We start from the raw sequence: 12780 nt of genomic DNA, 5'->3' as shown, positions 1-12780 counted from the left end.
TCAGCTCTTGGGCGGCGTGGGGCAGTTCTGGCCGGTGTAAGCGTCGCGGAACGTGTCGTACACCGGCATTTCCTTGCCGCCGCTGTACTTCACGATGAACCCGCAGGAGGTGAAGATCCGCGGGTAGCCACCGACGTTGCCCTTCTGCCACTGGATCGGCGGCGTCAGGCCGATGTCGAGGCCGCTCATCGTCGGCAGCGCGTCCCACAGCGCCGTGTTGGTCGGGTCGGGCACCTTCTTGGCCGCTTCGGCGAAGGCGAGGACGGCGGCGTAGGCGTTGAGCCGGAACCCGCGCGTCTCGCTGATGCCCTGCTTCGACATGGCCGCGACGTACGCCTTGGTCGCCGTGTTCTCGTACGACGGCGGCAGGTAGCCGAGCGCGATGTAGAGGCCTTCGGAGGACGCGCCGAGCGCATCGGCGACCTTCTCCTTCTGCGTGCCGATGATGCCGATCGCGATGTTCGGCGCGTCCTTCTTGAGCTGCTTGATGAACGCGGTCGAGTCGGTGCCCGGCAAGACCGTCAGGACGGCGTCGGTGCCGTTGGCAAGGACGGCCTGGACGTACGGTGCCATGTCGGCGGCACCTGTCGGCACGGGCACGTCGTTGAGGATCTTCTGCCCGGTGGAGGTGAGGCCCTGATTGGCGAAGCCGCTGAACGCGCCGCCGCCGTCGATCTGGATGCGGGCCATGCTGATCTTCTTGAAGCCTTGCGCCGCCAGGGCGTTGGCCAGCGACGCGGTCTGGATCGGCGTGCTGCCGTCGAGGGGGAACTGTGCGGGCTCCGCCAGGTCCGTGCCGGAGGCGACGGCACCGATGATCGGAATCTTCGCCTCCCTGAGGATCTTCTCGTGCCCCTTCTGCAGGGTGAGTTCGCCGACCACGGCCGCCACGCCGAGGCTCTGGGCCTGGCGGGCGCAGTTGTCGGCGATGTTGGGGTCGTTGCCGGTCTTGCAGACGGTCAGCTCGATCGGCCGGCCGTTGACGCCACCGTTCGCATTCACGTGCGCGAGGCCGGCGTTGGCGCCGTCGACGAGTTCCGGGGCGGTGCCCGAGCCTGTCTCGTCGTAGATCAGCATCACCTTCACCGGGCTGCCGGCCGACGCGGTGCCGCCGGTGACGGCGGGTGACTGGGTCTTGTCGTTGCTGCAGGCGGATACGGCGACGAGCGGCAGGACGAGCGCTGCCGCGAGGCGGGTTCGCAGGGTCCTCAAGGATGCCTCCATCAAGGCAAAAAGGGGGGGTGTGGGGGGTGTGGGGGTGTGCCAGGGATGCGGCGCGGACCTGATACTTACATCAGTTTCAGAAAAATGGAACGGGTGATCGTTCAGGCTTTCGCGGCCGGCTGCACCATCGGCCCAGCCGGCTCGTGGCGGACGTCGGCCGCGGTGAGTGCCCTGGTCCAGGCCGCGAATTCGAGGAGGATGCCGTCCGGGTCGAAGAAGTACAGCGAGCCGACGTAGACGCCGTCGTGCATCTGCGTGGCGATCGTGGACGGGCTGTCGTCGTGGAACAGGACGTGCCCGACCTCCACGCCTTTGGCCTTGAGCTTCTCGCGGTACTCGTAGAACTTGTCGACCGGGATCTGCAGCGCGACGTGGTTCATCGACGCGACGGCGCTGGCGATGTCGCCGCGCCCGGGCAGCACACCGGGATGGGTCACGCCGGGGACCTTCGCGGGCGCGCCGGGCAACCAGAAGAAGGCGAGGGCGTTGCCGCCGCCGCAGTCGAAGAAGAAGTGCTGCCCCATCCCGTCCGGCAGCTCCACCGTCTTGATCAGCGGCATGCCGAGCACGTTGGTGTAGAAGTCCACCGTGCGGCGCATGTCGCTGCAGACCAGCGCCAGGTGGTTGATGCCGCCGATCTCGAAAGCTCTCTCGGCCATGATGTGTCTCCAGGGTTTCAGGTGTACGAGCCGATGCCGGCGCGGTCGGCGACAAGGTCCAGGTGCAGCGCCGCACCGCCGGCGAGCTGACTGTTGGTGTAGGCGCGCTTCAAATGGATGTGCGCCGGGTGTTCCCACGTGAAGCCGATGCCGCCGTACGTCTGGATCGCACCCTCGGCGGCCGTCAGGTAGGCGTCCGCGGCGGCGAGCTTGGCGACCGAGGCGGCCAGGGCCGCGTCCGGTGCGCCGAGGTCGAGGCGGCGCAGCGCGTACCCGACTGCGGCCACCGCGCCATCGAGCTGGCTCGACACGTCGGCGAGGCGGTGCTTGACCGCTTGGAACGAGCCGATGGGGCGCCCGAACTGCATCCGCTGCCGGGCATGTTCCACCGCGTCTCCGAGGACGGCCCGGGCGCCACCGATCGAGTCGGCGGCGACGAGCGTGGCGAGTTCGGATCGCAGCCGTTCGACGTGCCGGCCGGTGTCCATGCCGAGCAGCGTCGCTGCCGCCCCGTGGAAATCGGCGCGCCAGAGGACGCGCGACGGATCGAGCGTCGGCAGCGGCCGCCGGGTGACGCCGATGGCATCGGCCGGGACGACGAACGCACCGGGGCCGTCGCTCGTCGTGGCCTCGACGACGAGCCAGTCGGCGGCCCCGCACTCCAGGACGTACCGCGTTTCGCCGTGCAGGGCCCAGTCGTCGCCGATGGGCGTTGCCGAGATCCCGCCGGCTGCCAGCGCCAGCCGTTCGCGGCCGCTGACACCGCCGTCGACGAGGCGGTCGCGGATCGGCGACGCCGGTGCGCAGTACAGCGCCCGCAGCCCGAACACGTGCCCCAGCAACGGTGTGGCCACCGTGACGGCGCCGCACTCCTCGATCGCCACCGCCAGGTCCTCGAGCCCGCCGGTGTCCAGCACGCCGAGATCGAAGAGCGCGTCCCATGCTCCGCCGGATGCGCAACGGGCGACGACGGCGGCGACCGAGGAACGCCACTGGGTGCGCTCGGGCCCGCTGAGCCCGCTCATGCCGCCACCTCCGCTGCGCTCCGGCGTCGGCCTGAGCCAAACCCGTCACATGATGAGCGGCCCGAGCCGCTCCGCTGCCCGCTCATGCCCGTAATGCGGCGGCGGCCTGGCTGTCGAGGTACTCGTCGATGCGGGAGATCCGGCCGCCGGACACCGTCACCACCAGGCAGGCATGAATGTTCAGCTCGGTGCCGTTCGGTGCGGTGCCCCGCAGCACGTGCTGCTCCACGTAGCCGGTCGGCGTCGCATGGCGTACGACATCCTCATAACGCTTGCCGGAAACCTTGCGGTGCAGCCAGTTCAGCACCTTGAGGTTCTCGTCGACGCGCTGCTCGTGCTGGTCGTCGTTGTGCCACACCACCACGTCCGGGGTGTAGATCTCGTTGCGCAGCGCGTCGAGGTCGTTGGCGTCGATCGCCGCGACCAGCCGCTCGGCCAGCGCGAGCGAGACGTCCGCCGGGACATGTGTGTACTCGCTTGTCGTCATCGCAGTTCCTCACGGTCATGGTCTACAAGGGACGGTCAGCACACGATCTCCGACCACGGCGCCTGCTCCCGGTAGTCGCTGCGCAGGAGACGTTTGGCGACCACCATCCGGTGCACCTCGTCCGGGCCGTCGTAGATGCGCGCGTAGCGGGCGTCGCGGTACATCCGCTCCAGTGGGGTGTCCTCCGTGACGCCGAGCGCGCCGTGGACCTGCAGCGCGCGGTCGACGACGTCGTGCAGCATCTGCGCGCCGAAGAACTTGATCAGGGAGATCTCGATCCGGGCGTCCTGGCCGGCGTCGATCTTCCGGGCGGCGTCCAGCGTCATCAGCCGGGCCGCCTGGATGTGCGCGGCCGACTCGGCGATGTAACGCTGGATCTCCCCCTTCTCCGCCAGCAGGGAGCCGTGCGCGTAGCGGGTCTTCGCCCGGTCGCACATCAATTCGAAGGCGCGCTGTGCCTGCCCGAGCCAGCGCATGCTGTGGGTGATCCGGCCCGGCCCGAGCCGCGCCTGCGCGACGGCGAAGCCGCCGCCCCGCGGCCCGAGCAGGTTCCCGGCCGGCACGCGCACGTTGTCGTAGCGGACCTCGCAGTGGTTGCCGCCGTAATGGCCCATGGTCCGCACGACCCGCTGCAGGTTGTAGCCGGGCGTGTCGGTGGGCACCAGAATCATCGAGAACTGTTGATGCTTGGGTGCGTCCGGGTCCGTCTTGGCGAAGAGCGTGGTGTACAGGGCTTTGTTGGCGCCGGAGGTGAACCACTTGTGGCCGTTGATCACCCATTCGTCGCCGTCGAGCACCGCGGTGGTCTGGATCAGCGTCGGGTCGGAGCCGGCGACCTCGGGCTCGGTCATGCCGATCGTCGGCCCGGTCACGCCCTCGAACAGCAGCGGAATCCACGTCGCCTGCTGGGCCTCGGTGCCGAACTCCCGCAGCATCAGGCAGTCCTGGAAGGACAGGGTGCCGAGGGCCTCCGTCCCCCAGTAGGACCGCCCGACGATCTCGTTGATCATGACGTATTCCATGAACGGCAGGCCGCCGCCGCCGATCGCCACCGGGTGCCCGAGCGCCCACACGCCCCGCTCCTTGGCCAGGCGCTTCAGGTCGGCCATCGCCTCGGCGCTGCTCGCGTCGTTGCGGTCCAGGACCGCCTCCCGCGGGATGAGCTCGTCGTCGACGAACCGCCGGACGTCCTGGCGCTGCTGGGCGAAGTCTCGGCTCGGCCGAGTCTGGGCCGCAATGGACATGGACGCCACCTCCGGTGGGGAAATGATTCTAACGTCAGTTTTAGTTCTACTCTGTCGCGGCGACGCTGGTCAACCGCCCGATTGGTCAGCGCGGGATCTGCGACCAGGGTGTGTCGCGGGGCAGACCTGGCTCCCTGGGCAGGTGCAGCACCCGCTCGCCGATGATCGTGCGCAGGACGTCGGAGGTCCCACCGGCGATCGTGTAGGCCTGCGACTGCAGCCATGTCCACACCGGGTCGTCCGGGGCCGGCCCGCCGTCCCGGACTGCATCGGCGTCGTAGACGAGCCCGGCCGGGCCGAGCAGTTCCAGCGCGAAGCGGGCGATGCGCTGCTCCAGCAGTGCCCGGCGCAGTTTGAGACCGGATCCTGCCGGGCCGGGCCCGCTTCCGGCCCGCGTCTCGGCGTCGCGCAGGGCCGTCAGGCGCAGCACCTCGGCCTCGACCCAGAGCCGGGTCAGTTCGGCGCGGCGGCCCGGGTCGGCGCCGGTCCGGCGCCAGGTGTCGACGGCCAGGGCGATGGCACCGGATCCGCGGTCCCCGCCCGACCCGCCGATCACGGCGCGCTCGCTGGCGAGCATGGTGGTGGCGACCGCCCAGCCGGCCCCGACGTCGCCGAGCCGTGCGTCGTCGGCGAGCCGTACACCGTCAAGGAAGACCTCGTTGAAGTGCGTCCCTCCGGTCAGGTCGCGCAACGGCCGCACCTGCACGCCCGCGGCCCGCATGTCGATCAGGAACGCGGTCAGCCCGGCATGTTTCGGGGCGCCGGGATCGGTACGGGTGAGGGCCAGGCCGAAGCGGGAGGTGTGCGCAAGGGAGGTCCACGTCTTCTGCCCGTCCACGACCCACCCGTCACCGTCGCGGACGGCCCGGGTGGCCAGGCCGGCGATGTCCGACCCGGCGCCGGGCTCGGAGAACAGCTGGCACCAGATGTGCTCGGCGGTGAAGATCGGCCGGAGCAGCCCCCGCTGGGCGGGTGTGCCGTGGGCCATCAGCGCCGGGGCGACCATGCCGATGCCCATGGGGTTGCGTTCCCAGGAGCCGAGGCGCCCGACCGCCGCGAGCGCGGCGTCGACCTCGGCCTGGCGGTCCGGGCCGAGGCCGAGCCCACCGGCACCGGGGGGATGGTGGACCCAGGCAAGTCCGGCGTCGAACTGAGCCCCCAGCGCCGCGACCCGGTCGGTGCCGTCGGTGTCGCGGATGAAGCCGGCGACCCACTGCCGGAGTTCGTCGCCGGTCACTGGATCAGCGTCTTCCGCCCGGCCCAGTACTGATCCTTCAGCTGCCGCTTGTAGAGCTTGCCGGTGGGCAGCCGGGGCAGTTCGGTGACGAAGTCCACGGAGCGGGGGCACTTGTAGTGGGCGATCGACGCCCGGCAGAACGCGATCAGCTCCGCGGCGGTGCCGGGTCCGGGATCGACGCCGGGGGCGAGCTGGACCACGGCCTTGACCGCCTCCCCCAGGTCGTCGTCGGGGACGCCGATCACCGCGGCGTCGTCGACCTTCTCGTGGGTGATCAGGAGGTTCTCCGTCTCCTGCGGGTAGATGTTGACCCCACCGGAGATGATCATGAAGCTTTCGCGGTCGGTGAGGTACAGGTAGCCCTCCTCGTCCAGGTAGCCGATGTCACCGACCGAGCTGGCGCCGAGTTCGGGGTCGCGGGTCGCGGCCGTCTTGCCGGGGTCGTTGAAGTACTGGAAGCCGGCGGGACCCCGGAACCACACCGTCCCGGTCACGCCGGGCGGGCACAGGCTGCCGTCCTCGGCGCGGATGAGCAGTTCGCCGCTCGCGGCCCGCCCGACGGTACCCGGGTGTCCGAGCCACTCCCGCGACGAGCAGAACGTGTACCCGATCCCTTCGCTCGCGGCGTAGAACTCCAGGATGATCGGGCCCCACCAGTCGATCATCCGGCGTTTCACCTGCGGCGGGCACGGCGCCGACGCGAGGATGACCGTCCGCAGCGACGAGACGTCGGCCTGCCTGCGCAGGTCGTCCGGCAGCTTCAGCAGGCGGGAGAACATCGTCGGGACCAGCTGCGAGTGGGTGACGCGGTGGGCGGCGACGAGGTCGAGGTACCGCCGCGGGTCGAACGACTCCATGATCACCGCCGTTCCGCCGGCCCGGAGCGTCATGGACACGCTGCCCTGGGGTGCGGAGTGGTACAGCGGGGCCGGTGACAGGTACACGCTGGACTCCTCCAGGCCCCACCGCTCGCGCTGGATCCTCGACCCGAGCGGCTCCTCGGACGGGTGGGCAAGCGTGAGCGGATGGTAGATGCCTTTTGGGCGGCCGGTGGTGCCGGACGAGTACAGCATGGCCATGCCGAGCTGCTCGTCCGGGATCGGATCCGCGGGCAGGCCGGCGACGGCCCGGTCGTAGGACTCGAACGGTGCCGGCGGGTCGTCGCAGTCGGCCATCAGCCACCGTTCGACGCCGGGGCAGCGTTGCGGGAGCTGCCTGGCGAGGTCGAGCTTGGCGGCGGACGTGACCACGATCCGGGCGGCGCTGTCGTTGATGACGTACGCCGCTTCGTCCGGGGCCAGGTAGTGGTTGACGCAGGTGTAGTACAGGCCGCTGCGTTCGGCGGCGGCCTCGCTCTGCAGCAGGCGCGGGTTGTTCTCCATGAGCATCGCCACGTGCTCGCCGAAGCGCAGGCCCGCGCGCCGGAAGAGGTGCGCCAGCCGGTTGGCTCCGGCTTCGTACTCGCCGTAGGTGATCCGCGTGCCGGACTCCGCCATGAGGATCGCCGTGCGGTCCGGGTGGGCCTGCGCGATGGGTGCGGCGTACATGGTTCGGAGTGTGCCGCAGTCGAGGATTGTGTGCAATAGTGCAGACCGAGACCGCCAGAATGCCAATTCTTCGTGTCTCAGCGATCAGATTGTGCACAACTAGGGGAGCAACCGTGAGTTCTTCAGGTCCGCTGTCGGGCGTCCGGGTCCTCGAGCTCGGCAGCTTCATCGCCGGGCCGTTCGCGGGCCAGCTGCTGGCCGACTACGGCGCCGAGGTGATCAAGGTCGAGCCGCCGGCCGGTGGTGATCCGATGCGGCGCTGGGGTGTCGTCAAGGACGGGCAGAGCCTCTGGTGGCCGGCCATCGCCAGGAACAAACAGTCGGTCGCGCTGGACCTGCGCCACCCGGACGGCCAGGCCGTGCTGCGGGCCCTCGCCGGGCAGTGCGACATCGTCCTGGAGAACTTCCGGCCCGGCACCCTCGACGGCTGGGGACTCGGCTACCAGGCCCTCGCCGCCGTCAACCCGCGCATCATCGTCGTGCACGTCTCCGGGCTGGGCCAGACCGGCCCGCGCTCGCGGGAGGCCGGCTTCGGCAGCATCGGCGAGGCCATGGGCGGCATCCGGTTCACGACCGGCGACGCGGGTTCCCGCCCGGCGCGGACCGGCATCAGCCTCGGTGACTCCCTGGCGGCGCTGTTCGCCGTCGTCGGCACGTCCGCGGCGCTGGTCGAACGCGCGAGCAGCGGCCGCGGGCAGGAGGTCGACGTCGCCATCTACGAGGCCGTCGTGGCGCTCATGGAGTCGACGATGGTCGACTACGAGCAGGCCGGGAAGCTGCGCACCCGCACCGGGAGCGTCTTGCCGGGGGTTGCACCGTCCAATGTGTACAGCACCGCCGACGGGGCCGACGTCGCGATCGCGGGCAACGCCGACGCGGTGTACCGGCGGCTCTGCGACGCCATGGGCCGCCCGGACCTGACGACCGACCCGCGTTTCGACGGGCACGAGGCCCGCGGCCGCAACTCGGACGTCCTCGACGAAGAGATCGAACGCTGGACGGCGTCGCTGCCCGCGGCGGAGCTGCTGCGAATCCTCGCCGACCACGGTGTGCCGGCCGGCAAGATCTACACCGCGGCCGACATGCTCACCGACGTGCACTACGCCGCTCGGCAGATGGTACTGCGGCCGGAGACGGACAACGGCACGGCCGGGCCGATGGCCGGCATCGTCCCGAAGTTCAGCCGCACCCCGGGCGAGGTGTCCACCGTGGGGCCGCGCCTGGGTGAGCACACCCGCGCCGTCCTCGGCAAGCTTGCCGGAATCGACGACGGAACCCTCGAAGACCTGCTGCAGCGCGGGATCGTGGCGCAGTGAGCGCGCTTCGGACGGCCGTCGTCACCGGCGGCGGGCGCGGCCTCGGCCGGGCCTATTCGATGCTCCTGGCCGCTGCCGGCCACGCCGTCGTCGTCAACGACCTCGGCGACGGACCGGCCGCGGACGTCGTTGCCGAGATCCGGGCCGCGGGCGGTACCGCCGTCGCCAGCGATCACGACGTGACGGACTTCGCCGCGACCGCCGGGCTGATCGAGCTCGCGGAGGAACGGTTCGGCGGGCTCGACGTGGTGGTCGCCAACGCCGGCATCCTGCGGGACCGGACCCTCGCGTCGATGACCGAGGCCGAATGGGACGACGTCATCGCGGTCCACCTCAAAGGCACCTTCACCGTCGCCCACCACGCCGCCGCCCGCTGGCGCGCCAGGGCCAAAGCGGGTGAAGCGGTCGACGGCCGGCTGATCACCACGACGTCCGCCTCCGGCCTGTACGGCAACATCGGGCAGTCGAACTACGCCGCGGCGAAGGCCGGGATCGCCGCGTTCACGCTCGTCGCGTCCCAGGAACTGCGCCCGTACGGTGTGACCGCCAACTGTGTCGCCCCGAGCGCCCTCACCCGCCTGACCGAGGCCCCGCTGCGCCGCTTCGAAGGTGAGATCACCGACCGGCGGCGTGAGGAGCTCGACCCGCACTGGGTCGCGCGCGTCGTCGCGTGGCTGTGCGGGCCGGACACCCGCGACGTCACCGGGCACGTCTTCGACATCCGCGGCCGGCAGGTCGGGATCGCCTCCGGCTGGCACCTCCAGCCGACGTTCACCCAGCCCGACGACCCCGACGAGCTCGGCCGGGCCCTGCGGGCGGCGATCGCGGCCGCGCCACCCGCCGCGGACATGGAAGGCAGGCGCACATGAGCGAGGGACCACTGCACGGCATTCGGGTCCTCGAACTGCTCGGGATCGGACCCGGACCCTTCGCCGGAATGATGCTGGCCGATCTCGGCGCCGACGTGCTCGCGCTGCGCCGCCCCGGGCAGGTACCCGGCGGCGGCGGCCTCGAACGGGGCAGGCCCGTCGCCGGCGTCAACCTGAAGGACACCGTCACCGCGGACGTCGTGCGCGGGCTGCTGCCTTCCGTCGACGTCCTCATCGAGGGCTACCGCCCCGGCGTCGCCGAACGGCTCGGGCTCGGCCCGCAGGACTGCCACGCCGTCAACCCGCGCCTCGTCTACGGCCGGATGACCGGGTGGGGACAGACCGGGCCCCTCGCCACCACCGCCGGTCACGACATCAACTACATCGCCGTCACCGGCGCCCTGCACGCCGCAACACGGCACGGCCAGCCACCGACACCACCGGCGAACCTGCTCGGCGACTTCGGCGGCGGCGGCATGTACCTCGTCACGGCCGTGCTGGCCGCCCTCGTCGAACGTGCCCACACCGGCACCGGACGGGTCCTGGACGTCGCGATCACCGACGGCACGACGTACCTGACGTCGATGCTGTACGGCATGCACCGCGACGGGCAGTGGCGCGACGAGGCCGGCACGAACCTCCTCGACACCGGCGCGCCCTACTACGACGTGTACGAGTGCGCCGATGGCCGCCACGTCGCGATCGGCGCCCTGGAACCCCAGTTCTTCGCCGCCCTGGCCGATCTGCTCGGGCTCGCCCCCGAGGTTCGCGCGGACCGCGACGATCCGGCCCGCTGGCCGGCGTTGCGCGAGGCGATCACGGCGGCGGTGCTCACCAGGACCCGCGACGAGTGGGCCGCCCTCGCCACCGGTACCGATGCCTGCCTCACCCCGGTGCTGAACCTCAGCGAGGCGCCGCGGCACGGCCAGGCCCTGGCACGCGACATCTTCGCCGGCGGTATGCCCCGGCTGCCCCTCGGCCACGCGACGACGGTGGCGTCGGCCGCCGACGTCGTGCGCGCCTGGGGTGTGAACCCCGAACTCGCCGACGCGGTCGCGCAGTGGCCGTCGGCGTCAGCCCTTGACAGAGGAATCGCTCATGCATGACGCCGTGATCGTCGACATCGTCCGCTCCGCGTCCGGGCGCGGCAAGCCCGGCGGTGCACTGTCCGGGCTGCACCCCGTGGACCTCCTGGCCGGGGTGCTGCGCGCGCTCACCACCCGGACCGGCATCGACCCGGCGCTGATCGACGACGTCATCACCGGCTGCGTCGGGCAGGCCGCCGAACAGGCCGCCAACATCGGCCGCAACGCCGTCCTCGCGGCGGGCTGGCCGCTGACCGTCCCGGGCACGACCGTCGACCGGGCCTGCGGATCGGGTCAGCAGGCGATGCACTTCGCCGCCCAGGGCGTCATGGCCGGGGCGTACGACGTCGTCGTGGCGTGCGGTGTCGAATCGATGAGCCGGGTCCCGATGGGCACCGCGATGGTGGGCGGCGCCGACCCGTTCGGCCCGGGGGTCGCCGCGCGGCTGGCCGGGAACGGCCTCGTGTCGCAAGGCATCGCGGCCGAGCTGATGACCGCCCGCTGGAACCTCACCCGCGAACACCTCGACGGCTACGCCGCCCGGTCGCACACCCTCGCCGCCGCGGCCGCTGCCTCCGGGGCCTTCGCGGACGAGATCGTCCCGGTCGGCGTACCGGGTCGTGACACCCCGCACGAGCACGACGAGACGATCCGCCCGGCGACCTCACCGGCCGGCCTGGCCGAGCTGCGGCCCGCCTTCCACGATGCCGCCGCCGGGGAGCGGTTCCCGCAGATCGGGTGGCACATCACCGCCGGGAACTCCTCACCGCTGACCGACGGGGCAGCTGCCGCGCTGATCATGAGCGCGACGCGGGCGGCCGAGCTCGGGCTGCGGCCCCGGGTCCGGTTCCACGCGTTCGCCCTCGCCGGCGACGACCCGGTGATGATGTTGACCGCGCCGATCCCGGCGACCCGCAAAGTCCTTGCCAAGGCCGGCCTCACCATCGGCGACATCGACGCGTACGAGGTGAACGAGGCGTTCGCACCGGTCCCCCTGGCCTGGGCGGCCGACCTGGAAGCGGACCCGGAACGGCTCAACCCGCGCGGCGGCGCGATCGCCCTCGGCCATCCCCTCGGCGCCTCCGGGGTACGGCTCATGGCGACCCTGGTGAACCACCTCGAACAGACCGGCGGCCGGTACGGGCTGCAGACGATGTGCGAGGCCGGCGGACAGGCGAACGCCACGATCGTGGAACGGCTCTAGAACGGCACTTCGAACACGGCGGTGCCGGCGAGGTGGACCTCGCCGGTCTGCCGGGTCGCCCGGACGGCGACCGTGCAGACGGTGTGCGTCGCGGTCTCCTCGACGGCGGTGATCTCACCGGTGTACGTGATGACGTCGCCCGGCCACGCGATGCCGCGAAACTGCACCTCGAACCGGCGGACGTTGTCCGGGCCGAGGGTGTCCGCTGCGAACGCGGCCAGGACACCTGCCTGCCGCATCCCGACGGCGAACACTGTCGGGAACCCTGCGGCGCGCGCGAACTCGGCGTCGTGATGGATCGGGTTCATGTCGCCGGACGCGCCCTGGTACCGCACGAAGTCGGTGACTGTCAGCGGCCCTTCCACCAGCGGCGTTCCGAGGGCTCCGACCGTCGGGCGGGGCGTCATCCGGCCGCCGCCGGCGCCTGCTCGGTCACGACGAGCGTGCACCGTTCCTCGGCGACCAGCCGCCCGTCATCGTCGCGGAACTCGGTGACGACCTCGGCGAACTCGAGGGTGCCGCCGCGGCTGCCCTGTTTGGTGTAGACGCGGTCGATGCGCTGACGGCCGTGCAGCACCGTGCCGGCCCGCGGTGGGGGTCCGTGGAACACGTACTGCTGGCCGGCGTGCAGGATGCGCGACAGGTCCGGCAGGTCGTCGCCCCACGGTGAGCTGGCGTCCGTCGTCCACAAGTTGCTCGACGCAAGGAACGTGGGCGGGGAGGCCGGGGCGTCGCCGAAGTAGCGCGGATGGTCCGAGCCGACGGCGGCGGCGAACTCGCGGATCTTGCCCCGCTCGACCGTCATCGTGAACCCGGCACCCGTCCGGCCCTCGAACTGCGACAGCTGACCCATGCGGTTTATTGTACACAATATTGCGCCGCG

At 71.2% G+C, this 12780-nt stretch carries 13 protein-coding genes; 4 read left to right on the top strand and 9 right to left on the bottom strand.

Features of this window, described 5'->3' with window-relative positions; all coding sequences use genetic code 11:
• From AB0K00_RS10050 to AB0K00_RS10020, 7 genes are all read right to left on the bottom strand, one after another.
• On the bottom strand, positions 1–1212 hold the full coding sequence (locus AB0K00_RS10050) for an ABC transporter substrate-binding protein (RefSeq protein WP_363518202.1): 1212 nt from the start codon (positions 1210–1212) through the stop codon (positions 1–3).
• A 113-nt stretch (positions 1213–1325) separates the two neighbouring features.
• Positions 1326–1883, bottom strand: coding sequence for a VOC family protein (locus tag AB0K00_RS10045; RefSeq protein WP_363518200.1), 558 nt, complete (start codon positions 1881–1883; stop codon positions 1326–1328).
• A gap of 17 nt (positions 1884–1900) precedes the next feature.
• On the bottom strand, positions 1901–2908 hold the full coding sequence (locus tag AB0K00_RS10040; protein ID WP_363518198.1) for an acyl-CoA dehydrogenase family protein: 1008 nt from the start codon (positions 2906–2908) through the stop codon (positions 1901–1903).
• A gap of 82 nt (positions 2909–2990) precedes the next feature.
• A complete protein-coding gene (locus AB0K00_RS10035) occupies positions 2991–3395 on the bottom strand; it encodes a nuclear transport factor 2 family protein (protein WP_363518196.1) in 405 nt (134 codons plus the stop codon).
• 35 nt (positions 3396–3430) lie between these two features.
• Positions 3431–4639 (bottom strand): acyl-CoA dehydrogenase family protein, encoded by a 1209-nt coding sequence (locus tag AB0K00_RS10030; RefSeq protein ID WP_363518194.1) that lies wholly within the window; start codon positions 4637–4639, stop codon positions 3431–3433.
• Positions 4640–4724: 85 nt separating this feature from the next.
• Positions 4725–5876: an acyl-CoA dehydrogenase family protein gene (locus AB0K00_RS10025; protein WP_363518192.1), complete on the bottom strand. Its 1152-nt coding sequence runs from the start codon at positions 5874–5876 to the stop codon at positions 4725–4727.
• A complete protein-coding gene (locus AB0K00_RS10020; RefSeq protein ID WP_363518190.1) occupies positions 5873–7423 on the bottom strand; it encodes an AMP-binding protein in 1551 nt (516 codons plus the stop codon). Before AB0K00_RS10020 ends, AB0K00_RS10025 begins: the two co-directional genes overlap by 4 nt.
• A gap of 113 nt (positions 7424–7536) precedes the next feature.
• Here AB0K00_RS10020 and AB0K00_RS10015 point away from each other — a divergent pair, with 113 nt between their 5' ends.
• From AB0K00_RS10015 to AB0K00_RS10000, 4 genes are read left to right on the top strand one after another with little or no spacing between them, the layout of a single operon-like run.
• Positions 7537–8739, top strand: coding sequence for a CoA transferase (locus tag AB0K00_RS10015; protein WP_363518188.1), 1203 nt, complete (start codon positions 7537–7539; stop codon positions 8737–8739).
• Positions 8736–9608: an SDR family NAD(P)-dependent oxidoreductase gene (locus AB0K00_RS10010; RefSeq protein ID WP_363518186.1), complete on the top strand. Its 873-nt coding sequence runs from the start codon at positions 8736–8738 to the stop codon at positions 9606–9608. The genes AB0K00_RS10015 and AB0K00_RS10010 overlap by 4 nt, the downstream gene beginning before the upstream one ends.
• Positions 9605–10714 (top strand): CaiB/BaiF CoA-transferase family protein, encoded by a 1110-nt coding sequence (locus tag AB0K00_RS10005; RefSeq protein WP_363518184.1) that lies wholly within the window; start codon positions 9605–9607, stop codon positions 10712–10714. The genes AB0K00_RS10010 and AB0K00_RS10005 overlap by 4 nt, the downstream gene beginning before the upstream one ends.
• A complete protein-coding gene (locus AB0K00_RS10000) occupies positions 10707–11897 on the top strand; it encodes a thiolase family protein (protein WP_363518182.1) in 1191 nt (396 codons plus the stop codon). Before AB0K00_RS10005 ends, AB0K00_RS10000 begins: the two co-directional genes overlap by 8 nt.
• Here the strand turns inward: AB0K00_RS10000 and AB0K00_RS09995 are convergent.
• Positions 11894–12304 (bottom strand): MaoC/PaaZ C-terminal domain-containing protein, encoded by a 411-nt coding sequence (locus tag AB0K00_RS09995; protein WP_363518181.1) that lies wholly within the window; start codon positions 12302–12304, stop codon positions 11894–11896. The genes AB0K00_RS10000 and AB0K00_RS09995 overlap by 4 nt on opposite strands.
• On the bottom strand, positions 12301–12750 hold the full coding sequence (locus AB0K00_RS09990) for a MaoC family dehydratase N-terminal domain-containing protein (protein ID WP_363518179.1): 450 nt from the start codon (positions 12748–12750) through the stop codon (positions 12301–12303). Before AB0K00_RS09990 ends, AB0K00_RS09995 begins: the two co-directional genes overlap by 4 nt.
• Between the last annotated feature and the right edge of the window lie 30 nt (positions 12751–12780).

The sequence above is a fragment of the Dactylosporangium sp. NPDC049525 genome (assembly GCF_040676755.1).
Lineage (GTDB): Bacteria > Actinomycetota > Actinomycetes > Mycobacteriales > Micromonosporaceae > Dactylosporangium.
Note: the sequence above shows the minus strand (reverse complement) of the source record. Positions and strands in the feature narration are given on the sequence as shown.

Coding starts and splice junctions, on each gene's coding strand:
- AB0K00_RS10045 (WP_363518200.1), bottom strand. CDS start 1,883: ATGGCCGAGAGAGCTTTCGAGATCGGCGGCATCAACCACCTGGCGCTG.
- AB0K00_RS10040 (WP_363518198.1), bottom strand. CDS start 2,908: ATGAGCGGGCTCAGCGGGCCCGAGCGCACCCAGTGGCGTTCCTCGGTC.
- AB0K00_RS10035 (WP_363518196.1), bottom strand. CDS start 3,395: ATGACGACAAGCGAGTACACACATGTCCCGGCGGACGTCTCGCTCGCG.
- AB0K00_RS10030 (WP_363518194.1), bottom strand. CDS start 4,639: ATGTCCATTGCGGCCCAGACTCGGCCGAGCCGAGACTTCGCCCAGCAG.
- AB0K00_RS10020 (WP_363518190.1), bottom strand. CDS start 7,423: ATGTACGCCGCACCCATCGCGCAGGCCCACCCGGACCGCACGGCGATC.
- AB0K00_RS10005 (WP_363518184.1), top strand. CDS start 9,605: ATGAGCGAGGGACCACTGCACGGCATTCGGGTCCTCGAACTGCTCGGG.
- AB0K00_RS10000 (WP_363518182.1), top strand. CDS start 10,707: ATGCATGACGCCGTGATCGTCGACATCGTCCGCTCCGCGTCCGGGCGC.
- AB0K00_RS09995 (WP_363518181.1), bottom strand. CDS start 12,304: ATGACGCCCCGCCCGACGGTCGGAGCCCTCGGAACGCCGCTGGTGGAA.
- AB0K00_RS09990 (WP_363518179.1), bottom strand. CDS start 12,750: ATGGGTCAGCTGTCGCAGTTCGAGGGCCGGACGGGTGCCGGGTTCACG.